The organism is Occultella gossypii, from assembly GCF_019947135.1.
GTDB classification, from domain to species: Bacteria; Actinomycetota; Actinomycetes; order Actinomycetales; family Beutenbergiaceae; genus Occultella; species Occultella gossypii.
This window is the reverse complement of sequence record NZ_JAGSHT010000030.1, coordinates 40926-62974: the sequence shown is the minus strand read 5'-3', so window position 1 is coordinate 62974 and position 22049 is coordinate 40926. Positions and strand designations below refer to the sequence as shown.

Here is a 22049-nt window from a genome sequence, read left to right as displayed (position 1 = left end):
TGCCTGGCCCAGGAACGCGGTCCCGTACCGGTCGGACTCGGTGATCGGATCACCGGCAGCGATCGAACAGGTCAGGGCATCGATCGCGATGAGCTGGTCATCCAACGACCCCGACATCAACTCCGCCAGAGACAGGTGCATCCGGGACGCGAGCGCCACACCCCCGCCACCGCTGCCCGCGCCACCACCGCTGCCGCCGCTGCTGCCGGCGCCGCTCGGGCTGCCGGGGCCGCCGGTGGTGGTTGTGGTGTCGTCCACGTGTGCTCACCTCCCCATCGAAGTCCCGGGCCCGAAACGCCTACCGCTTCGTACGTATGTTCGCCTGCTTGACCTCCACTCTAGGACGCCCCACCGACAGCGCAAGAACCCCGATTTCCGTGGTGGATACAGGGACATCAGCCGATCCTAACCACCCAAACCAGGCCTCTGGGACACCCCGATGACAGCCAATCCACAGGGTGCCCGACGGCTTGCCGAGATGACGGTGGGAGCGCGTATAGCGACGCCGCCGAGACCGCAACGGTCAGACACCCACCGACCTGACGCTGCAGGTCGATGTCGAGCTCGCCGATCAGGCGCGCGGACGCGCGCCCACTGATTGCAGCGACCGAGCGAGTGGTCCCAGGTGTCGAACGCCTCGATCTCGCCGAGCGTGCTGAGGTCGGTGCGAACGTCGCTGTCGCTGGGGTGGTTGAAGTAGCAGCCGCGTTCGTCGAAGCACTCGAGCGGCGGCTCACGACCCAGACGCCCACCTCGACCATGCCGCCGGGGCGGAGCACACGCCCGATCTCGGTGAGGGCACTCGAGAGCTGCTCGTCATGCCGTCACGTTCTACACGCGGACGGGCATCCGTCCCAGAGAGACAGCCGACTACTGCGGAGAGGGCCCGTGATCGGGCAAGGTAGGCGGATGAGATACGTGGTGATCGGAGCGGGCGCGATCGGGGCGGGCGTCGGCGCCCTGCTGGATGACTCGGGATCCGAGGTGCTGCTGGTGGCACGCGGTGACCACCTGGCGGCGATGCGCGACCACGGCCTGACCGTGCGCATGCCCGACCGCGTTATCAACCGCCGACCCGACGTCGCCGCCTCGCCCGAGGAGGTCGAGCTCCGCACCGACGACGTGCTGGTCCTCGCCACGAAGACCCACCAGGCGGCCGCAGCGCTTGCCACCTGGGCGGACGCGCCGGTGCACGATGACGGCCAGGTGGTCGGCACCGCGGGCGAGCGGCTACCACTCCTCACCGCCCTCAACGGCGTCGCGAGCGAGGAGATCGCGCTGCGGTGGTTCGCGCGCGTCTACGGCGTCTGCGTCTGGATGCCCGCCGTGCTCGCCCAGCCCGGGGAGATCATCGTGCGCTGCGCCCCGGTTCGGGCCATCCTCCATGCCGCGCGCTACCCGGCCGCCCTCGCCGACGACGGCGACGTCGCCTTCTTGAAGCAGCTCGCCGAGGACTGGGGCCGGGCAGGGATCCAGGTCCCGACCCCCGACGACGTCATGCCCTGGAAGTACCGCAAGCTGCTCGGCAACCTCGGCAACGCCGTCCAGGCGCTCCTCGGCGACGGCAGTTTGGGCCAGGACATCACCGAGGCGGCCCGCGCCGAGGCCGGCGCGATCTACGAGGCGGCAGGCATCACGATGAACTCGGACGAGTCCGAACGCCACTCGCGTGACCAGCTCAAGGTGGGCCCTGTGGCGGGTGCGCCCGAACGCATGGGTGGCTCGACCTGGCAGTCGCTCCACCGCGGCAGCGGATCCGCCGAGACCGACTACCTCAACGGTGAGATCGTGGCGATCGCCCACCGCCTCGGCCGGACCGCGCCGGTGAACGCGGCCCTGGCAGCCCTGGTCCGCCACGCCGCTGCTCAGCGCACCAGGCCGGGCGCCATGACGCCCGGCGAGCTAGGGCAGCGGGTGCTGGGCCGGCGCTGGGAGTCGGTTGGCTGACGAACACGGCGGCGCCACGGGCACGAATCGCCACAGCGGCAGTGCGGGAGAGTGTTCCCATGAACCTCTTCAGTGGACTCGGCGCCTTTCCGCTCACGCCGATCGGGCCGGCCGGGATCGACGAGGCCGCGTTCGTGGGGCTGGTGCGCCGGCTCGTCGCGGGCAGCGTCGACATGATCTGCCCGCTGGGTTCGACCGGTGGGTACCCGTACCTGAACCGAGCCGAGCGGGCCCGGGTCGCGCGACTGGCGGTCGACGCCGCGGACGGGGTCCCGGTCGTCATCGGGATCGGTGCCCTGGCCACCCGGGAGGTGCTCGAGCTGAGCGCGGACGCACAGGCCGCGGGGGCGTCCGCGGTGCTGCTGGCGCCGGTGTCCTACCAGCCACTGACCGAGGATGAGGTATTCGGTCTCTACGAGGACGTATCCGCCGAACTCTCGGTGCCGCTCTGTGTCTACGACAACCCGAGGACCACGCAGTTCACGTTCAGCGACGAATTCTATGGGCGCGTGTCGCGGTTGCCACGGGTGGGATCGATCAAGATCCCTGGGGTGCCGGAGGGAATCGACGCTGCGGTCCCTCACGTGCAACGGCTGCGTGCGCTCGTGCCCGAGCACGTGACCATCGGCATCAGCGGCGACCCGCTGGCCGCTACCGGCCTGCTGGCCGGCTGCGACGCGTGGTACTCGGTGGTCGGCGGGGTCCTTCCGGAGCAGGCCCTGGCGATCACCAGAGCTGCGCAGGCCGGTGACCGCCGCCGCGCCCTGGCGTTGTCGGAGGCGCTGGAGACGGTGTGGGAGTTGATGCGTCGGCACGGCAGCATGCGGGTGGCGTCAGCGCTCGCCGAGGAGCTCGGGCTGGTCAGTAAGCGGAACCTGCCGAGGCCGCTGCGAGAGCTCGACGTCGACGCTCGCGTCGGGCTCAGCGGCTGGGTGAGGGCGGCCGGGCTCGTCGGCTGAACGCACGCGGCACTGAACGCACGCGGCACTGAACGCACGTGGCACTGAACACACAAGGACTGAACACACAAGGACTGAACACACGAGGACTGAACGCACCGTTACGACGCGCCCTTCTCCGCAACGTGATCCTGCGTCGGTCTACGCGATGCCCGCCTCCCGTGCGAGGATCGCGGCCTGCACCCGCGAGGAGCAGCCGAGCTTCGCCAGCAGGTGCGAGACGTGCGTCTTCGTGGTCGCCTCGGTGATGTGCAGGCCGGCCGAGATCTGCCCGTTGGACAGCCCTCGCGCCAGAGCCTCGAGCACCTCGAGTTCGCGCGCGGTCAGCCCGGCGCGCCTGACGACGTCCGCCGCTCCGCCGTCACCCCCGACCGGGGTGTGGCCCTGTTCCGGCGACCCCGACCCACCCGGCCGCGACGTCGCGAACGCGTCGAGCAGGGTCCGGGTGACCTCCGGCGCGACGACTCCCTCCCCGGCCGCCACCCGCCGCACTGCGTCGAGCAGGGCGGCCGCGCTGGTGGACTTCAGCAGGAAGCCCGCCGCACCCGCGCGCAGCGCCCCGAACACGTATTCGTCCAGGTCGAACGTGGTCAACACGAGCACGTCCGCCAGGCCCTCGCCGACGATCGTCCGGGTTGCCTCGATGCCGTCCATCCGGGGCATCCGGATGTCCATCAGCACCACGTCCGGACGCAGCGCTCGGGCGTTGCGCACGGCAGCCTCACCGTCGGCCGCCTCACCCACCACGTCGACGTCGGGATCACCGCCGAGCATCAGCCCAAGGCCCGCGCGGATCGCGGCGTGGTCGTCGGCGATCAGGACCCGGATCGTCATGGGTGGTGCTCCCTGGTGGTGTGGTCACCGTGGCGAATGCCCGACGGCGTCGGCTCGCCCGGCGTCGTCGCGGCGAGTGGGCGGTCGGCCGGCTCGACCTTTACGGCAGGCAACCGTGCCTGCACGACCCAGCGTCCGCCGTCGGGCCCGGCCCGGCACGAGCCGCCGACGGCGGTGGCGCGTTCGGCCATGATCTCGAGCCCGTAGCCGGGCGCGTCGTCCCGGCGAGCCGGCCCGACGGCGTTGCTCACCTCGACAACGAGCGTGCCGTCGTCATCGGTCAGCCGGGCCTCGACACCACCGGCGCCATGCCTGGCCGCGTTCGTGAGCGCCTCCTGCAGGATCCGGAACCCCGCCTGGTCGATGGCGGCCGGCAGTCCGTCGGCACCGAACCGCGACGGCAGCCTCAGGTCCAGGCCATGCGCGACCCCCAGTCCGGCGAGCTCGACCGGGTCGCTGAGCCGCGCGGGGGCGAGCTCGGGCTCGTCGCCGGCCCGCAGGAGGGTGATCATCGAGCGCATCTCCGCCAGCGCCGCCACCGACGACCTACGGGCGGCGAGCAGCGCCGCCCGGTCCGCTCCGCCGTCGGGCCTTGCCAATGCCGCTTCGGTGGTGATTGCGATCGCGGACAGGTTCCCCGAGATCGCGTCATGCAGGTCGCGGGCCATCCGCTCGCGCTCGTCGCGCAGGCGCTCGGCCTGGCGTAGCAGCGCGAAGCGCTCGGCGTCGGCCGCCCGCTCATGAGCGAGGTCGGCCAGCTCCTTCTGCTGGCGCACGGACGTGCCCCACCAGATCGGTGTCGCGAGCAGTGCGAACGCCTGCAGACCGATGAAGAAGCCGAGCCGCGGGTCGCCGGAGGCCACCCACGCCGCGAGTGCCGAGCTGGCGATGATCGCCGCCGCCGTCGTCAGGAGCGCCCGGACCGCGCGAGCCGACGCGAACAGGGCGGCGCTGTACAGCAGGTCGATGAAGACGAGCATGACCCCAAGGCTCAGGCCCATCACGGTGTCCACCGCCAGCACCGCGGCCCCCGCGATCAGGGCGGAGATCGGGTGTCGCCGCTTGCCGAGCATGATGGCGGCGCCGACCACCAGCGGGATGGCGTGCCAGGGCGCCGGCACCGGCGTGGTCGGCAGATCGGTGAGCGTCGGCATGAGGTCGGCGAGGATCAGTGCCAGCCCGACGACCAGCACAGCGACGGCGTCGCTGACGTCCCGCCGGCGCGGGGTCGCCCGGATCCAGCGCCAGAGTGTGATCAGGAATGCCACCCGGCCATCCCAGCACACGCGGGCCGGATGAGGATCAGCCGAAGGATGGAGCTAGTGGATGCCGGCCATCTTCGTGGTGATCCACTTGTTCATCGCGGCCACGACCACCCCGATCAGGATGGACGCGCCACCGAGGAGGAGGAAATACGGAGCCTCGTTCTCCGTGTCGTAGAACGTGGCGAGCGCACCGGCGGCCGCCGAGCCGACCGCGATCGACATGAAGAACAGCGCGATCATCTGGGTGTGGAACGCCTCGGGCGCCAGCTTCGTGGACAGTGACTGCCCCACCGGCGACAGGCACAGCTCGGCGATCGTGAACAGGAACAGGATCAGCACCAGCCACAGCAGCGGGGTGCTGTTCGGGCCGCCACCCGCGAACGGGATGAACAGCAGGAACGCGATCCCCATCACGACCGTGCCGATGGCGAACTTCCAGGGCGAGGACGGCTGCCGTGGTCCCATCCGCTGCCACATCGCCGCGAACACACCCGCGAAGATGACGATGAAGATCGGGTTGATCGACTGGATCCAGCTCGGCGGCATCACCCAGCCGAAGACCTCGCGGTTCAGCCGCTCGTCGGAGTACACGGCCACCACGGTGAACTGCTGCTGGAACAGCGACCAGAACGCCGCGCTCGCGACGAACATCGGGATGAAGGAGATCACCCGGCTGCGTTCGACGTCGCTGAGCCGCGACGAGCCCAGGATGATGACGAACAGCGCGATCGTGGCGGTCAGCGTCACCACGACCACGATCGTGGACAGGTTGCCAGCCGTGATCGCACCGACCAGGGCGAGGATCGCGATGACGACGACCGCACCGATCGCGATGCCGAGGTACCGGATCCGGCCCCCGGCGGTCCAGCGGGTTCGTCACCTCCTTGCCCGCATCACCGATCGTGGACCGGCGCAGCAGCAGGTACTGGATCAGCCCGGCCGCCATGCCGAGGGCGGCGAGCCCGAAGCCCCAGTGGAAGCCCTTCGCGCCCCAGACCAGCCCGGTCAGCAGCGGCCCGACCAGCGCGCCCAGGTTCACGCCCATGTAGTAGATGGAGAACCCGGCGTCGCGGCGCGGGTCGTCCTTGGCGTACATGTCGCCGAGCACCGAGCTGGTGGTCGCCTTCAGCGTGCCGGAGCCGAGGGCGATGCAGACCAGGCCGATGCCGACGCCCGCGAAGCTCGGCACCACCGCCAGCGCGATGTGCCCGCACATGATCAGCACGGCGGCGCTGAGCAGAGTGCGTTCGGCGCCGAGGAGCCGGTCCGCGACCCACGCGCCGAGGATCGAGGAGAGGTAGACCAGGCCGCCGTACGCACCCACGATCGAGGTCGCCTCGGCCTTGGTGAGCCCGAGGCCGCCCTCGGTCGCCGAGTAGTACAGGTAGTAGACGAGGATGCCCTGCATCCCGTAGAAGCTGAAGCGCTCCCACATCTCGACGCCGGCCGGGTTCGCCAGCCCCCAAGGGTGTCCGAAGAACGTGCGCGTCGGTGCGATTGCCGGCTCCGTGGCGGTGTCCCCGTCGGTCATCCGACGAGCGTGGCACCGATGCAGAAGGGTCGCACTCCGGGAAATCTCCATCGAAGGGCTGAGGCCACGGACCTGCCTTTGCCCGATGTGGCTGCGGCGGGCGGGCGCCACGATGCTGCCCATGTCCCTCTCCCTGTTCGGCCCGCTCGCGGTCCTCGCGCTGATCGACTCCACGAGTTTCGGCACCCTGCTCATCCCGATCTGGCTGATGCTCGCGCCCGGCCGGCTGCGTGCGCAGCGGGTGCTCGTGTTCCTCGCGACGGTCGCGGTGTTCTACTTCGGCGTCGGCCTGGCGCTGCTCGCCGGCGCGACCGGACTCGCCTCGATCATGGAGTCGGACTCGCCGGTGCTGCTGTGGGTGCAGCTGGCCGTTGGCGTCGCACTGTTCGCGGGCTCGTTCTTCGTGGGGCGCAAGAAGAAGGCGCCCGACGGCGGAGGGTCGGCTCGGGCGGGCGACGTAGCCGTGGGCGGTCGGTCGGCTGGAGCAGGCGCCGCCGGGGGCGGCGCCGGTGCGAGCGGGTTCGATGGGGGTGCTGCTGCCGATAGCGCGGAAGCCGGCTCGGACGGCAGCGCCTGGGCCGCCGCTGCCGCCGGTGCGGCTCCGGGTGGCGGCGCCAACCAGTCGGCCCCGGCTCTGACCGGCCGGCTGGCCCGCTGGCGCGAACGCACCGTGGCCACCGAGGGCCGCGGCGGTTACCTGGCCCTGATCGGGCTCGCGCTCGGCGCCGCGGTGCTCGAGGTCGCGACGATGCTGCCCTACCTCGGCGCCATCGGCCTGATCACCGGGGCCGACCTGGCCGGACCCGAGCGGGTCCTGGTGCTCGCGGGCTACTGCCTCGTGATGATCGTGCCGGCCCTGGTGCTCCTCGCCGGGCGGGTCCTGGCCCGGCGCGCGGTCGAGCCGGTGCTGCAGCGGATCTCGGACTGGATGGCGCGGTCGGCGGGGGAGACCATGGCGTGGATCATGGGCATCCTTGGCTTCCTGATCGCCCGGGACGCCGCCTTCCAGCTCGGCCTGTTCGACCTGTTCCGCTGATGGCCGCCGGACATCCCCGGGCGCCGGAGATGCCCGCCCTCCGTCGCGCGGCGGAGTCGCTCCTGGACGACGTCGAGCCTGCACCGTAGTCCAGGAGCGGCCCTGCGGTCGGTCAGCGGAGCGCGGCGTATGTGTCGTGACCGGACGGGTTCGGCCGGGGCCCGTCGGACTGCCCGGCGGCCTGCCGGGCAAGCTGCGTAAGGACCCGGACGCGTTCGCTGCGACGGAACGGAACCAGGCGTCCCCGACGGTGCGCCACCAGCAGGAAGACCGCTGTCGCCAGGGCGCAGAAGATCAGGGTGAAGATGCTGCCCTCCGGGCCGAACTTTCCCCCTGTGATCAGTTCGGGGCCGAACGTGGCGGAGTCCAGGAGCCCCGGCCGGGACGTGTTGCCGCCGACGTCGGTGCTGAAGATGCCACCCAGGGCGAAGTTCCAGCTGAAGTGCAGCCCGATCGACAGCCAGAGGTTGCGGGTCGCGATGAACGCGGAGGTGACCAACGGGCCGCCGGTGAGCGCGATGAGGAGGGCGCCCCACAGGGTGGCGTGCGGGTTGATGAGGTGCACGGCGCCGAACAGGAGGCTGGTCCCCGCGATCGAGATCCAGGTGCCGGTCCATTCCTCGACCTTGCGGAACAGCACGCCGCGGAACAACAGGTCCTCGGTCGTGGCTGCCACGGCCATGACGCCGGCCAGCCCCACTGCGCCGGTCCAGGAGTCGAACCCGCCGATCCGGTAGTACCCGAGCGCAGCGATGGCTGCGATGACAACGCCGCACAGTCCGAAGCCGATCAGGGAACCGAGAGCCAGTCGGCGCCCGACCTTCACGCCGCCCAGTTCCGTGACGGACCGGTGCTCGGTCCGCCCCACCACGAATCGGTAGACCAGCACGGCGAGGGTGCACGCCACCATCCCGCCGACCAGTTCGAGCCACGGCATCCCTGCCGCCAGCGACATGATGCCCTGACATCCGATGAAGACGGCCACGAGGGCCAGTACCTGCCAAACGAACTTCATGCCAGACTCCTTCGCACTATGCGCGGCAGGCTTGCCGCGACCAGATATGACGCTATGGACCGCGGCCCGCCACGTCGTCACCCCCCGGAGCACACCTGTCTGTAGCCCTCCCGGGGGACTCCGACGTGCACACCCTGTCCGCATGGTGAGATGTCGACTAGCCTTGGGGTCGGCGTCGAGACGAGGGAGCGGGCGTGCCGGACGTAGCCACCTGGGAACTGCGGGCGGCGTTCGCGCGCAGCCTCTCCGACATGTACGGCCGCGAGGTTCCCGCCTACACAACCCTGCTCGACGTCGCCCACGAGGTGAACTCCGACGTGATGGCGGCCGATCCCGCCGCGGCGCAGCGCCTGGGCAGCATCGACCGGGTCACCGCGGAGCGGCACGGCGCGATCCGGCTCGGCACGCCGCAGGAACTGAGCCAGGTGGCGCGGGTGTTCGGCGCCATCGGGATGTATCCGGTCGGGTTCTACGACCTGCGCGATGCCGGCTCCAGCGCCATCCCGGTGGTGTCGACGGCATTCCGTCCCGTCGCCGCCGACGAGCTCGCCCGCAACCCTTTCCGGGTGTTCACCTCCGTGCTGACCCCGGGCGACCGGCGGTTCTTCTCGGCCGACCTGCAGGCCCGGCTCGAGGAGTTCCTGGGCCGCCGGCGCATCTTCTCGCCGGAACTGCTCGCGCTCTCCGGCCGCGCCGAGGCCGACGGCGGACTCGGCTCCGCGGACGCCGAGCAGTTCCTGAGCCTGGCCACGGCGACGTTCGAGCTCTCGCCCGAACCGGTGGACCGGGCCTGGTACACCGAGCTGGAACGGGTCTCGGCCGTCGCCGCGGACATCGGTGGCGTCGCCAGCACCCACATCAACCATCTCACCCCGCGGGTGCTCGACATCGACGCCCTGTACGAGCGGATGTCCGCCCGCGGCATCACGATGATCGAAGACATCCAGGGGCCGCCGCGGTGGGACGGCCCGGACGTGCTGCTGCGCCAGACCTCCTTCCGCGCGCTCGCGGAGCCGCGCGCCTTCCGCACGCCCGACGGCGAGATCGTCACCGACTCGCTGCGGGTCCGGTTCGGGGAGGTCGAGGCGCGCGGCATCGCGCTCACCCGCGCGGGGCGGGCGCGCTACGACGCCGCGATCGTCGAGGCCCGCGAACGGGCCGAGGCGAGCAATGAACCGGACGCGGTGGCCGGGGCGCCGAGCGGTGGCATGGCTGGTGCGGCGGGTGGCAGCCGTGACAGCACCGGTCGCCGGAGCGTCGCGGCGGGCGGCACCGGTGGCCGGTCCGCGGAGGCGGGCGGCCCAGTGGGGGCCGCCGGGAGCGCCGCGGCCGTCCGACGCCAGGAGATCCTCCGCGAGATCTGGGCGCGCGACTTCCCCCGCACCGAGGCCGAACTCGACGCCGAGGGCCTGGCCTACTTCAGCTACGACGCGTCCGACGCCCGCACCCCGATCGTCTACGAGGACTTCCTGCCCGCCTCGGCCGCGGGCATCTTCGCCTCCAACCTCACCGACCGGGGCGCGAAGGACAGCACCCAGGAGGCTGCGACACTCGACGCGGACTGGTTGGCCGGAGCGCTCGGCCGCGACCTCTTAGACCCGTTCGACCTGTACGCCGCACAGAGTGAGGCCTCCCGCGCCCGCCCCACCGAAGGACCACGATGACAACGAACGCCACCCCCGCCGTCGGGCCGCTCGAAGACGCCCGGCGCGCCCTGCCGGACCCGCGCGATCAGGCCCTCGAGGCGCTGCGCCGGCTCGGCGCGCAGCTGCCGTCGACGCCCGACGGCGCTGCCTCCTTCACGCCGACGTCACCGGTGTCCGGGCAGGCCCTGTTCCCTCTCCCGGTGACGTCCCCCGCGCAGGTGGACGCCGCCGTCGAGGTCGCGCACGAGGCGTTCACGACCTGGCGGATGGTGCCCGCCCCGGCCCGCGGTGCGCTGGTGCGCCGCTTCGGTGACCTGCTCCGCGAGCACAAGGCGGATCTCGCCACGCTCGTCACGCTCGAGGCGGGCAAGATCACCGCCGAGGCGCTCGGCGAGGTGCAGGAGATGATCGATATCTGCGACCTCGCCGTCGGGCTGTCCCGGCAGCTCGAGGGCCGCACCATGCCGTCCGAGCGGCCCGGGCACCGGCTCATGGAGACCTGGCACCCGCTCGGCGTGGTCGGCATCATCAGCGCGTTCAACTTCCCGGCGGCCGTGTGGGCGTGGAACACGGCCGTGGCACTCGTGTGCGGGGACCCGGTGGTGTGGAAGCCGTCCGAGACCGCGCCGCTGACCGCGCTCGGTGCGACCGCCCTGCTGCGCCGGGCCGCCGCCGAGCACGGCGCCCCGGAGGACCTCGCCACGGTGATCCTCGGCGGGCGCGAGACCGGTGCGGCGCTGGTCGCGCACCCGCGGGTGGCGCTGCTCTCGGCGACCGGGTCGGAGCGGATGGGCACCGAGGTGGCGCCGGTCGTCGCGGCCCGGATGGGACGCACGCTGCTGGAACTCGGCGGCAACAACGCGGCGATCGTGACGCCGTCGGCGGACCTGGACCTGACCGTGCGCGCGGTGGTGTTCTCCGCCGTCGGGACCGCGGGGCAGCGGTGCACGTCGCTGCGGCGGCTGATCGTGCACGAAAGCGTTGTGGACGAGGTGCTCGAGCGGCTCGCGAGCGCCTACCGCGGCCTGCCGATCGGGGACCCGCGCGAGAGCGGCACGCTCGTCGGGCCGCTGATCTCGGCGGCCGCGCGGGACCGCATGCTCGCGGCCCTGGAGCAGGCCCGGGCCGAGGGCGGCACCGTCGTCACCGGCGGCGACGCCCACGACGTCGCGTCCGCACCCGACGCCGCCTTCGCCACCCCGGCCCTGGTGCGGATGCCCGCTCAGTCGGCGATCGTGCACACCGAGACCTTCGCGCCGATCCTGTACGTGCTCACCTACACGGACCTGGACGAGGCCATCGCGATGCACAACGCGGTGCCGCAGGGGCTCTCGTCGTCGATCTTCACCCTGGATCAGCGCGAGGCCGAGCGGTTCCTCGGGCCCGACGGTTCGGACTGCGGCATCGCGAACGTCAACATCGGCACCTCCGGCGCGGAGATCGGTGGCGCCTTCGGCGGCGAGAAGAGCACCGGCGGCGGGCGTGAGTCCGGGTCCGACGCCTGGCGGGCCTACATGCGCCGCGCCACGAACACGATCAACTACTCCACCGAGCTGCCGCTCGCCCAGGGCATCGACTTCGGGTGACCGGGTCCGACGAACCGCGCGAACGCGTGGAGGTCATCGCGGTCGTCGCCGTGATCTCGATAATCGCCGTCCTCATCGCGGCCGTGCCGCTGCTCCTGCTCGACCCGCAGGCAGCCGACGGCGTCGGGCCGATCGGTGCGATCTTCGGCGTCCCGATGGTGGCGTCGGCCCTCATCATCGAGGTCGTGATGCGGGCGCATCAGCGCAGCCGGCCGCTGAACCGGCGGATGCTCTGGTGGGTGCTCGGCGTGATGCCGGTGGCCATCGTGGTCTGCGCCATCCCGGCGGTCCTGGACGATCCGGAGTACTTCGCCTGCCAGACTCCGCTGGGAGCGGTCGGGACGCTCGCCGGGATGCTCGTGCTGGCCTACGTCGGGATCCTCATGGGTGCCCTGCTGTGGTTCTTCGTGGTGTTCCCGTTCGCGCACCTCGTGATGGCCCTCATCGCCCGGGCACGCGGCGACAAGGAGGCTGGCAGGATCGGGGTCGGGTCCCTCTTCCTGCTGGCGTTGGCCGCGGTGATCATCATCGGGGCGCTCTCGTTGGACGGCCTGGCGGCCGGACGCGCGGCCTGGGGCCAGATCATCGCGGCCCTGCTCGGCATCCCGGGGTCGTACGAGGTGGTCTGGCCGGCGGGACTGTGGATCGTCCGGGGGATCGTCGTGTGGCTCGTCGCGATGTTCGGCGTGTGGCCGGCGATCATGCGGCGCGTGCGCAAGCCCCGCTAGCCACTCTTCGCCCGGCGCCTCCGGAGGTTCACGGGATGGTCAGGCGCCCACTCTTGGCGTCCTCGCTCCACACCCCGAACGCCTGCATCATGGTGCGGGCCATCGCGCGGTGGCCGTAGGCGTTCGGGTGGCAGCCGTGCCCGAGCCAGTGGTACCAGGTGTTCGCATCGGTGGCCTGCCACTGCGCGTAGTGGTCCACCACCGGCGCCTCCAGGTCCCGAGCGACGCCGCGGATCTCCGCGACGTAGGCGTCCAGGTGGGCCAGCACGTGCTCCGGCCCGGTGGGCAGGGTGCCGTTCGGGGTCTGCAGGACCACGACGGCGTCACTCGCCTCGCGGATCCGCGTCACCAGCTCGCGGTAGGTGCGTCCGAAGGCGTCGACGCCGTCGGCCAGGCCCTTGGTGTCGTTCAGCCCGACGCCGATCGTGACGACGTCGGGCCGGTAACGCAGGCAGATGGCGTCCAGGTTCTCGGCGAGGTCGGTGACCCGCCAGCCGGACACGGCCGTGTTCACCACGCCGTCCCTGGTGCGGCCGAGCTCGCGCAGACGCTCGTGGAAGAGCTCGACGAAGCCGCGCCCACCCCAGGTGTGCCAGCTCGCCGCCGTCACCGAGTCACCGATGAACGACCACACCTGGGGCGTGCTCGCCGCGAGCACCGGCGCCAGCACCCCGGCCGGCCCGGTCGGCACCGACTGCCCGGTCGGCACCGTCTGCCCGGTCGGCACCGTCTGCCCTGTCGGCACCGTCGGATCGGCCGGGCCCAGGCTCATCGCGGCTTGACCGGCTCGCCCGTGCGCATCGACGTGTAGGCGGCCTCGATGAACGCGACGGCCGCGCGCGCCTCGACGGAGGTGACCAGCGGCCGGGTGCCGGCCTGCACGGCCGTGACGAAGTCGTTCAGCTGACCGAGCTGCTGGTCGACCGCACCGAACTCCTCCGGCGCCGCCCCGGTACGGGACTCATAGTGCGTGAACTTCTCCGACAGCGTGACGGCACTGCCGCCGTCGCCCATGATCGCCACCCGCAGAGGGAGGTTGTCGTAGGCGGTGGTGGTGGCGAGGAAGGTGAGCAGGGCGCCGCTGGCGAACCGGGCCGTGATCGTGATCGTGTCCTCGACCTCGATGCGTTCGTGCGCGAGCAGCCCACCGTGGGCGTACACCTCCTCGACGTCACCGAGCAGCCACAGGATCAGGTCCACCAGGTGCACGCCCTGGTTCATCAGCGCGCCACCGCCGTCGAGTGTCCAGGTACCGCGCCAGGCGCCGGAGTCGTAGTACTCCTGCGTGCGCCAGAGCGCGATCTCGATGTTCGCGGCGGTGACCTTGCCCAGGTGCCCCGCGGCGATCGCATCCCGCAGGAACTGGTTCTCCGCCGCGAACCGGCGCTGGCTCACCACCGAGAGGGTCTTCCCGGAACGCTCCTCGGCCGCGATGATCCGGTCCGCGGCATCGACCGTGACGTCGATCGGCTTCTCGAGCAGCACATGCTTGCCGGCATCGAGGGCAGCGATGGTCGTGTCCGCGTGCAGACCGGACGGGATCGCGACGATCACGGCGTCCACGTCCGCCCGGGCGAGCAGGGACTCCAGCGTCTCCGCCGTCGTGCCGAACTCCTGCGCCGCGGCGGCGGCCGCCTCGGCCGAGACGTCCGCGAGGGCGACCAGCTCGCCCGGGGACTGCGCCGAACGGAGCCGCTTGAGGTGGGCACGGCCGATGGTGCCGACGCCGATGACGCCGAACCGCAGGGGCGTGGTCATGATTCGTCCTTTCCGAGGGGCAGGGCCTCGGCGATGGCGCTGAGCACCACCACCGGGCTGAGCAGGTGTTCGTCGGTAACGGGGGAGCGGCCGGTCTCGACCGCGTCGATGAACGCGGCCAGGGCGGGCGCGTTGTAGTCGCGGTCCAGCACCAGCTCGCGCGCCATGACGCCGTTGGTCCGCACGGCGGTGGCGTGGAACGGCACCCGGGTCGCATCGCCGGGAACCACGAACGTGAACGTCACCTCGGTCTCGCCGAGGCGTACGACGGCGGTGGTCGTGTCGCCGTGCCGGCGCACCACGGGAGTGACCTCGCCGGGCACGAGGACCGGGTTGCCGAGGATCTCCAGTGCGGCCTCCACGTGGTGGATCCCGTAGAAGGCCAGGCCCGAGTACGGGCTGTCGGGATCGGCCGGACCCACCACGTGCAGGTGACGCAACGGCCCGAGCTCGGCTCCGCCGTCGCGCAGTTCCGAGATCTGCGGCACGAACCGCAGCGCGGAACCGGAGAACACCGGCGCCCCGCCCGCGTGGGCTGCGGCCAGGATGGCAGCGGCGTCGGGGACGGTGGTGGCGAGCGGCTTGTCCACCAGCACCGGGATGCCGGCCGCCAGGAGCGGCTCCGCCTGCCGGCGGTGCAGTGCGCCGTCGCGGCTGGAGATGATCGCGGCGTCGACCTGCCCGATCAGGTCCTCCGGTGCCTCGACGACGAGGTCGATCCCGCCGCTCGCGGCCAGCGCGGAGTTGCGGTCGTTCGCTCCGCCGACCAGCGCTGCTGCGCGATGGCCGGGGTGGCGTTCCTCGGCGTTGAGGAAGCGGATGAAGTGGTCGGTGTGGGAGTTCTCGGTGCCTATGAATCCGATTCTTTTCACGCGACGCATCCTGGCGTGCAATCGGTTGCAAGTCAAGGGTTCGACACCGTAGGGTGGCGGGACACTCTCCGTCGTGGAAGGGACCCAGGTGAGCTCGCCCGAACTCGGTATCGGCATCATCGGGCTGGGCGCGATCGGGGTCACGCACGCGCGGGCCCTGCGTGCGCTGCCCGGCGTGAATCTGGTGGCGTTCAGTGGCGGAAGTCCTCGGCTGGCGGCCGAGAGCGGCTGGCCGGGGGCGGTCCGGCTCGACCCGGACGCGGTGATCGCGCACCCGGAGGTGGCTGCCGTCGCGGTCTGCACTCCCACCCAGTGGCACGCACCGCTGGCCATCGCCGCCGCGGAGGCGGGCCGGCACGTCCTTGTGGAGAAGCCCATGGCCACCTCGGTCGCCGACGCGGAGCGGCTCGCCGCGCTGCAGGCCGAGCGGGGCGTGGTGATCGCCATGGTCGCGCAGCGGCGGTTCGAGGCCGAGTTCGCCTACGTCAGGACCCTGCTCGACGACGGCCGCCTCGGCCGGGTGCGCCTGGCCACCACCCACGTGCACTGGCACCGCGACGACGACTACTACGCGGCCGCCGGATGGCGCTCCTCGATGGCCGCCGGTGGCGGTTCGCTGATGAACCAGGGCGTGCACAACGTGGACCTGTTGCGCTGGCTGTGCGGCCCGGTGGCCGACGTGACCGCGCAGTACGGCACGCTCGGGCACGAGATGGACGCCGAGGACACCACGGTGGCCACGCTGCGGTTCGCCTCGGGTGCGCTCGGCATGATCAGCACCTCCACGGCCACCCCGCCCGGCTCGCCCGCGACGCTCACCCTGCACACGTCCCGGGGCGTCGTCGAGCTGGGCCAGGGTGAGGTGATCCGCTGGGACGTGCCCGGTGTGCCGCCGCCGCCCGCGGACGACTCGGTGATCAGTGGGGCATCGGATCCGGCGGCGATCGGGATCGCGGGGCACGTCGCGATGTGGCGGGAGGTCCTGGCGGCGATCGCAGGCGGACGCCGGTCCGCGGCCGATGCCACCGACGCCGTGGGGACCGTCCGGCTGCTCTGCGGGATCTACGAGGCGGCCCGGACCGGGCGCCAGGTGCGACTGGAGGACCTCTCATGACCCGCGTGGCCATCCTCGGTGCGGCGCACCCGCACGTGAGTTACGCCCTGGACGAGGTTGCCCAGCGGCCCTCGTGCGAGCTGGTCGCGATCGCGGAGCCGGATCCCGCGATGCGCGCCGCCCACCTTGCCGGTGCGCCGGACGTGCCGACCTACGCCGACCCCGGCGAGCTGCTCGCCGCGCACGACGTGGACGTGGCCCTCGTGGCCGGTGTGTACGGCGAGCGGGCGTCGGCCGTGCTCGCCGCTCTCGAGGCAGGTGCGCACGTGCTCGCGGACAAGCCACTGTGCACGTCGCTGACCCAGCTCGACGAGATCGAGCATGCGGCCGAGCGGGCGGACCGGCACGTCTCGGTGGTGTTCGAGAAGCGGTTCTACCCGCCCACGCTGGCCGTCCGCCGGCTGCTCGCCGACGGCGTGCTGGGGGACCTCGCCCTGGTCGCGAGCACCGGCCCGCACAAGCTCAACCTGCCCACCCGGCCGGCCTGGTTCCTGAGCCGCGCCGGCTACGGCGGGATCGCTGCGGATCTGCCGATCCACGATATCGACCTCGTGCTGACCCTGACCGGCGCGACCTCGGGCTCGGTGAGCGCCCTGACCGGGAACGCGCGGGCCGCCGACCACCCGGAGTTCGACGACCATGTGGCAGTGCTGCTCCGGGCCGGGCCGGTGACCGCGACGATCGAGGCGAACTGGCTCTCCCCCCAGGCCGCGGACGTGCACGGGCACTACCGGATGCGCCTGACCGGTTCGGAGGGCACGGCCGAGCTGGACTGGGCGTACAACACGCTCACGGTCGCCACCCACGACCGCGCCCCATGGGTCGAGACGCTGCCGCCGCCACGGCGCCCGGCCGCGTACTTCTTCGACGCGGTCGACGCCGGCCGGGAACCCGAGATCACCACGGCCGCCAGCCTGCTCGCGACTCGTGTCGCGCTGCTCGCGCAGGAGAGCGCGGACGGCGACGGCGGTGCCCGGAGCTTCGCGGTCTGACGAGGGTCTGCGGCTCGAGGAGGTTGCGGTCTGACGAGGGCTTGCGGCCCGACGAGTTCTGGCTCTCGCGCGGTTCCCGGCCCGGCGAGCTTCGCGACGGACACAGTGACGCCGCCCGGGCTGGACCCGGGGCGGCGTCACCGCTCGACTACCGAGGCGGGCTCACCGCCTCGGCATCACCCCGCCTCAGAGGTCGGCGCACTGACCCGACCGGGATCCGGACACCGTGTTCGGCACACCGGCGTTGGTCGGCTCCGGGGTGTTGCCCGAGCACGCCAGCGGACCGACGATCTCGTTTCCGGCGATCGTCGTCTCCACGGTGGAGCCGGTGATCATGACCGGCCCGGTGATCGAGGAGTCGGTGATCGCGATGGTCGCCGCCGAGGTGCCGGCGACCGGGCCGACGAGGGTGGCATCTCGCACCACCAGACTCCCGCCGGCCCCCACGGTGACCGGCCCGTCGACGGTGGCGCCGAGGACGCAGGTGACGCCGTCGGTGACCGTCAGCGGACCGGTGTGCTGGCCGTCGATGGTGGCGGTGCACGCGGGTACGGTCCCCTCGAGGTCGATCCGGTACAGGTTCGTCGCGCCGACTGCGTAGAGCTGACCCGACGTGGTGATGGTCAACCGCTTGAAGCCGGGCTCGGTCAGGATCCGGAACTCCTGGGTGGCCGGGTCGAACACGAAGACCGACTCACCCGCGATGCCGTACAGCAGGCCGTCGACCGGATTGGCCTGGAGGGTGCTGCCCAGGCCCCATGGTGAGGCCGAGCGGCCGGTGCCCAGATCCGTCGTCGACGTGACCGTGCGACTGGCGGTGTCGAAGCCGAAGACCATTCCCGTGTTCGTCAGGCCCCACACGGTCTCCCCTCGGACGGCGAGTGCGGCCACCACGTCGTTGCCCGGTACCGGCACGCCGGCGAACTCCTGAGTGCCTGTAGCCGGGTCGACCACCACCAGATGTGCATCCAGTGGGCTGTTCGGGCTGGACAGTCCGCCGCGGATCGAGGTGCCGGCGTAGACGAGGCCGTCCGCACCGAACGCCACCGATGTGACGCTCTGGTTCGGGACCGGATCCCGGTAGACGTCGATGGTGCCGTTCATGTCGGTGATCGTCAGCGCACCACCGCGCACCCCGTAGTCGGACACCGTGCCGAGGGCGACGAGTGCGCCGTCGGTCGCCATCGAGATGACCCGGTCCTGGGCGTCCCCGATGAGTTGGAACGCGTGGGCCGGGTTGGTGCCCCAGTCCCACGGCTGCGCCGGGTCGCCGCGGTGCACGATGGCGTTCGGATAGCTCCCGACCAGGACCTCGTCACCGTAGGTGAGCCATGAGTCCGCTTGACCTGGGCCGTTGAGCTGTGTGATCTGCTCGGTCGCGGGGTCGTAGCGGCTGATCGTGCCCGGCCCGAGGTAGGTGCTCACGTAGATCTGGTCGTCCGGGCCGCTGGTGACGGTGTGGGCAGTCAGCGGAGCGCCCAGCACCTCGCTCTCGAACTCCGCGTGCTCACCCGTGCTCGGGTTGAACCGCCACATGGAGCCGTCATTGTTGACGCCGACCAGCCACGGCTCGGCGGCGTCTGCCTCGCCGACCATGACGAGGTCGAGCACCCGGTGGGAACCGGAGAGCCCGAGATCGGCCCAACCGGTGGCCGCCGTCGAGCAGTCGGAAGAGTCGAACGACCAGATCTCGCCCCCCGACTTGTAGTACATGACGCCGTCGGGCGTGGCTTGGGTGTACGGGCCGTTCAGCTGCAAGAACGTGCCGATGGCGCCCTCGCACGCCCACTCCTGGTTGACGGTGTCCCAGAACGCGGTGTTCGTGCCGCCCGGGAGACCGGGTGAGAACGCCATCGCCACCAGGTCCCCGACCTGCTGGAAGCGGTAGAAGTAGGTCAGCGCCTCGTCGTACTCCGGCGGCAGTGCCAGCTCGGCGATCTCGCGGGTCGCGGTATCGACCGTCATCACGTGCCCCTCGCCGATGCCGGTGCCGATGTACATCGTGCCGTTCACCTCTTCCAGTCCCCACCCATAGGCGTCACCGGTGGTCACGGACCCGAAGTCCACCACCTCGCCGGTCTGCGGGTCGTAGGTGAACGCCTTGGCGCGCGGATAGGTGGTTCCGTAGACCAGGCCGTTCTCGCCCACCACCAGGCTCCGGGTGACGGAGTCGCCGGTGGGGCTCTCGATCAGGAACTCGACGTCGTTGGTGAGCGGGTCGTAGTGATAGACGAGCGTGCTCCTGCCGTCTCGGACCCCGAAGTAGGCGGAGCCGTCGGGGGCGACCGCGGGGTAGCCGCCGATCGACTTCGGCGGCAGCGGGAACGACGAGATGAGCGCGCCGGTCTCGACGTTGATCACGTTGAAGGAGACCGGGTTGCCGTCGGAGAGCACATACGCCACCGGGGTCCCGTCAGGGAACACCGCGGTCACCCCGGTGCGGACGTTGACCTGCGTCGCGGCGACGCCCAGGTCGACGACTGTCGCGGACACGGCGAGGGCGCCCTCGGCGGTCGGGACCTCCGGCTCGGCGCCGGCGGGCGTCGCAACCAGGAGCGCTGCTGCGACGGCGAGCGCCGCCCCGGCCGGAACCAGGCGATGCAGCCGTCTGCGATATCGGAAGCGGGCAGGGTGACTCCTCATTCTGAACCTCCAAGTGGGCACGCGGATGACGCGATCGAGGCCAGGTGCGAGGGATCGCCCCGCCTGGGGAATCGCGCAGCTCGTTCGGTCTTCACGGGCAACTCTTGCAACCGGTTGTAGACCGCGGGGTGTGGTGAACGTAGGGCTGGCTCGGGTGTGCTGTCAAGGGTCTCCGGCGAGCGTGGCCGGCCACGGTGAGCGAGGTCGGCCGGACGAAACGAACGCGTGACACCGCACCACTTGACCTGGTCCGCACGGAGTGGCTATGTTGACTTGCAATCGGTTGCAACGTGAGTCCAGTCACAGCGGTGTGACGCGCAACCCGGCCGAACGGAGAGTTCAGATGAACGGTGGGATCACAGTCAGTCGACGCTTGTTCCTCGGCGGCGGAATCGGGGTGACCGGCCTGACCCTCGCAGGCTGCGGCTTCGAGGGACAGGACGAGCCCGAGCCGACCGGGGCCGATGGCGCGGAGGGCCCCTCGGGCACGATGAGGCTGGCCATCTCCAGCGGGTCGATCGACTCGCTCGACCCGCACTACGTCAACAACGTGATGCTGGTGGTCCCGGCCGGGCTGCTGGAAGGCCTGGTGCTCTCCAACGACGAGGGCAACGATGTGGTCCCGGCCGCCGCCGAGAGCTGGGAGGTGTCCGAGGACGCGAGCACCTACACCTTCACGATGCGGGCGGGGGCGACCTGGTCCAACGGCGACCCGGTCACGGCCGGCGACGCCGAGTGGAGCTTCAAGCGTCTGCTCACGCCCACCGGCGCCGGCACGAACTACGCCGCCGGCGCGTCCAGCTACCTCAGCGGTCTTGGCATCAAGGGCGCCACCGAGCACCTCTCCGGCGCCGACACCGACTGGGCCAACGTGGGCATCAGCGCGTCCGACGACGCGACCCTCGTCGTCGAGCTCGAGGCACCCAACTCCGACTTCCTGCTGCTGATGTCGCACTACTCGATGGTGCTGCTGCACCCGGCCAGCCTCGAGGCGATGCCGCAGGACTGGATGCAGCCCGAGAACTGGGTTGGCAACGGCGCCTATGTGCCACAGACGTGGTCCCCGACGTCGTCGCTGAAGATGGTCGCGAACGAGTCGTACTGGGACTTCGCCTCGGTCCGCGTCGCCACCATCGACATGGTGCTGGGCATGGACGCCACGGCCACCCTGACCTCGTTCAACTCCGGCGACCTGGACATCGTCTCGGCCAACGCCACCGTGGTGCAGCAGGACCCGGAACTGCAGGAGAAGATCGTCGAGGTGCCGGGCTACGGCATCACGTATCTGCAGCGGATGTGGGGCGGGCACGAGGCGATCAACGACGAGCGGGTCCGCCGAGCCCTGTCCATGGCGATCGACCGGGACGCGCTCGCCGCGGTGACCGGTGGTTCGGAAGGAGGCACCACCCTGATCCCGGGCAACACGGTCCCCGGCTGGGACTCCGGCCTGGCCGTCGCCTACGACGTGGACGGCGCCCTCGCGCTGCTGGACGAGGCCGGTTTCGGAGACGGGCTGCCCGACGCGCGCCTGCAGTTCACGTTCGAGTCGCCCTGGCTCGAGGCGCTCGCCGAGCAGTGGCACGAGGCGCTCGGGATCACGCTGCACATCGAGCTCCTCGAGGGCGGTGTGCACACCGAGACTCGGTGGGCGCCGTTCGAGGACACCTCCCTGATGAGCTTCTACGGCGGTACCTTCTCCGGCCTGACCACGATGAGCAACTGGGTGAACAACATCTTCGGCCCGGACTACGTGCGTCAGTTCAGTCTCAGCACCGAGGACTGGCTCGCCCACCAGGTGATCCAGGCCGACGAGAGCCTCGACGGCGCCGCGAAGGCCGCCGCCCTCGAGGAGTCGCTGGCCACCAACTCCGACCCGCGGGCCCAGGAGTTCGCCGAACTCGCCGTGCAGGCCCGCGGCACCGTGGACGAGGCGGAACGCACCCAGACGTTCCTCCAGGCCGCGGCACTGCGCGAGGAGATGGCGTTCACCATCCCGCTGATGTGGAACTCCCGTCTGTTCGCGGTGGCCGACGACGTCGAGGGCTTCGCGCCCCGCGCAGCGCCGGAGACCTGCTACTACAAGTACCTCAGCCGCAGCGAAGGATGAGCAGCGCAGCCCCCGA

General features: G+C 71.2%; 18 protein-coding genes and 1 pseudogene. 9 read left to right on the top strand and 10 right to left on the bottom strand.

All coding sequences use genetic code 11. From position 1 onward, the window contains the following. Positions 1–258, bottom strand: a 258-nt coding sequence (locus KCQ71_RS25800; RefSeq protein ID WP_223411566.1) for a hypothetical protein, incomplete at its 3' end; no start/stop codon positions are given. 651 nt (positions 259–909) lie between these two features. Between KCQ71_RS25800 and KCQ71_RS25795 the strand changes: the two genes are divergently transcribed. Together KCQ71_RS25795 and KCQ71_RS25790 are read left to right on the top strand one after the other, a co-directional pair. Continuing rightward, the gene (locus KCQ71_RS25795) at positions 910–1947 is read left to right on the top strand and encodes a ketopantoate reductase family protein (protein ID WP_223411565.1); all 1038 of its coding nucleotides are present in this window, start codon (positions 910–912) and stop codon (positions 1945–1947) included. A 59-nt stretch (positions 1948–2006) separates the two neighbouring features. Beyond that, positions 2007–2906, top strand: coding sequence for a dihydrodipicolinate synthase family protein (locus tag KCQ71_RS25790; protein WP_223411564.1), 900 nt, complete (start codon positions 2007–2009; stop codon positions 2904–2906). A gap of 141 nt (positions 2907–3047) precedes the next feature. Here KCQ71_RS25790 and KCQ71_RS25785 read toward each other — a convergent pair whose 3' ends face one another. The 4 genes and pseudogenes from KCQ71_RS25785 to KCQ71_RS27955 all read right to left on the bottom strand — a co-directional run. Then, on the bottom strand, positions 3048–3740 hold the full coding sequence (locus tag KCQ71_RS25785; protein ID WP_223411563.1) for a response regulator: 693 nt from the start codon (positions 3738–3740) through the stop codon (positions 3048–3050). Then, entirely contained in the window at positions 3737–5008 is a 1272-nt protein-coding gene (locus KCQ71_RS25780; protein WP_223411562.1) for a sensor histidine kinase, read from the bottom strand. The genes KCQ71_RS25785 and KCQ71_RS25780 overlap by 4 nt, the downstream gene beginning before the upstream one ends. Positions 5009–5059: 51 nt before the next feature. Beyond that, positions 5060–5788, bottom strand: a complete 729-nt coding sequence (locus KCQ71_RS27960; RefSeq protein WP_372454127.1) for an oligopeptide:H+ symporter — start codon at positions 5786–5788, stop codon at positions 5060–5062. A 175-nt stretch (positions 5789–5963) separates the two neighbouring features. Beyond that, a pseudogene (locus KCQ71_RS27955) lies at positions 5964–6440 on the bottom strand (oligopeptide:H+ symporter); the annotation flags it as partial. A gap of 217 nt (positions 6441–6657) precedes the next feature. Here KCQ71_RS27955 and KCQ71_RS25770 point away from each other — a divergent pair. Continuing rightward, complete coding sequence (locus KCQ71_RS25770; RefSeq protein ID WP_223411561.1) at positions 6658–7572, top strand: GAP family protein; 915 nt, start codon at positions 6658–6660, stop codon at positions 7570–7572. 112 nt (positions 7573–7684) lie between these two features. Here KCQ71_RS25770 and KCQ71_RS25765 read toward each other — a convergent pair whose 3' ends face one another. Next, the gene (locus KCQ71_RS25765) at positions 7685–8587 is read right to left on the bottom strand and encodes a CPBP family intramembrane glutamic endopeptidase (RefSeq protein ID WP_223411560.1); all 903 of its coding nucleotides are present in this window, start codon (positions 8585–8587) and stop codon (positions 7685–7687) included. A gap of 194 nt (positions 8588–8781) precedes the next feature. On the opposite strand from KCQ71_RS25765, the gene KCQ71_RS25760 reads away from it, so the two are divergent. The 3 genes from KCQ71_RS25760 to KCQ71_RS25750 are packed head-to-tail and all read left to right on the top strand — an operon-like array spanning position 8782 to position 12547. Continuing rightward, positions 8782–10251, top strand: a complete 1470-nt coding sequence (locus tag KCQ71_RS25760) for a 2-oxoadipate dioxygenase/decarboxylase family protein (RefSeq protein ID WP_223411559.1) — start codon at positions 8782–8784, stop codon at positions 10249–10251. Further along, complete coding sequence (gene amaB / locus KCQ71_RS25755) at positions 10248–11819, top strand: L-piperidine-6-carboxylate dehydrogenase (RefSeq protein WP_223411558.1); 1572 nt, start codon at positions 10248–10250, stop codon at positions 11817–11819. The genes KCQ71_RS25760 and amaB overlap by 4 nt, the downstream gene beginning before the upstream one ends. Continuing rightward, positions 11816–12547, top strand: a complete 732-nt coding sequence (locus KCQ71_RS25750) for a hypothetical protein (protein ID WP_223411557.1) — start codon at positions 11816–11818, stop codon at positions 12545–12547. The genes amaB and KCQ71_RS25750 overlap by 4 nt, the downstream gene beginning before the upstream one ends. 28 nt (positions 12548–12575) lie before the next feature. Here the strand turns inward: KCQ71_RS25750 and KCQ71_RS25745 are convergent, their stop codons facing one another. The 3 genes from KCQ71_RS25745 to KCQ71_RS25735 are packed head-to-tail and all read right to left on the bottom strand — an operon-like array spanning position 12576 to position 15177. Next, positions 12576–13319 (bottom strand): SGNH/GDSL hydrolase family protein, encoded by a 744-nt coding sequence (locus tag KCQ71_RS25745; RefSeq protein ID WP_223411556.1) that lies wholly within the window; start codon positions 13317–13319, stop codon positions 12576–12578. Further along, a complete protein-coding gene (locus KCQ71_RS25740) occupies positions 13316–14305 on the bottom strand; it encodes a Gfo/Idh/MocA family protein (protein WP_223411555.1) in 990 nt (329 codons plus the stop codon). The genes KCQ71_RS25745 and KCQ71_RS25740 overlap by 4 nt, the downstream gene beginning before the upstream one ends. Continuing rightward, positions 14302–15177 (bottom strand): Gfo/Idh/MocA family oxidoreductase, encoded by an 876-nt coding sequence (locus KCQ71_RS25735; RefSeq protein ID WP_223411554.1) that lies wholly within the window; start codon positions 15175–15177, stop codon positions 14302–14304. The genes KCQ71_RS25740 and KCQ71_RS25735 overlap by 4 nt, the downstream gene beginning before the upstream one ends. A gap of 73 nt (positions 15178–15250) precedes the next feature. Between KCQ71_RS25735 and KCQ71_RS27835 the strand changes: the two genes are divergently transcribed. Further along, a complete protein-coding gene (locus KCQ71_RS27835; RefSeq protein ID WP_223411553.1) occupies positions 15251–16291 on the top strand; it encodes a Gfo/Idh/MocA family protein in 1041 nt (346 codons plus the stop codon). After that, positions 16288–17283, top strand: coding sequence for a Gfo/Idh/MocA family protein (locus KCQ71_RS25725; protein ID WP_223411552.1), 996 nt, complete (start codon positions 16288–16290; stop codon positions 17281–17283). The genes KCQ71_RS27835 and KCQ71_RS25725 overlap by 4 nt, the downstream gene beginning before the upstream one ends. A gap of 186 nt (positions 17284–17469) precedes the next feature. On the opposite strand, the gene KCQ71_RS25720 is transcribed toward KCQ71_RS25725, so the two are convergent. Further along, positions 17470–19926 carry an NHL repeat-containing protein gene (locus KCQ71_RS25720; RefSeq protein WP_223411551.1) on the bottom strand — a complete coding sequence of 819 codons (2457 nt, stop codon included), beginning with the start codon at positions 19924–19926 and terminating at the stop codon, positions 17470–17472. 343 nt (positions 19927–20269) lie between these two features. Between KCQ71_RS25720 and KCQ71_RS25715 the strand changes: the two genes are divergently transcribed. Continuing rightward, positions 20270–22033: a peptide ABC transporter substrate-binding protein gene (locus KCQ71_RS25715; protein WP_223411550.1), complete on the top strand. Its 1764-nt coding sequence runs from the start codon at positions 20270–20272 to the stop codon at positions 22031–22033. Positions 22034–22049: the final 16 nt, after the last annotated feature.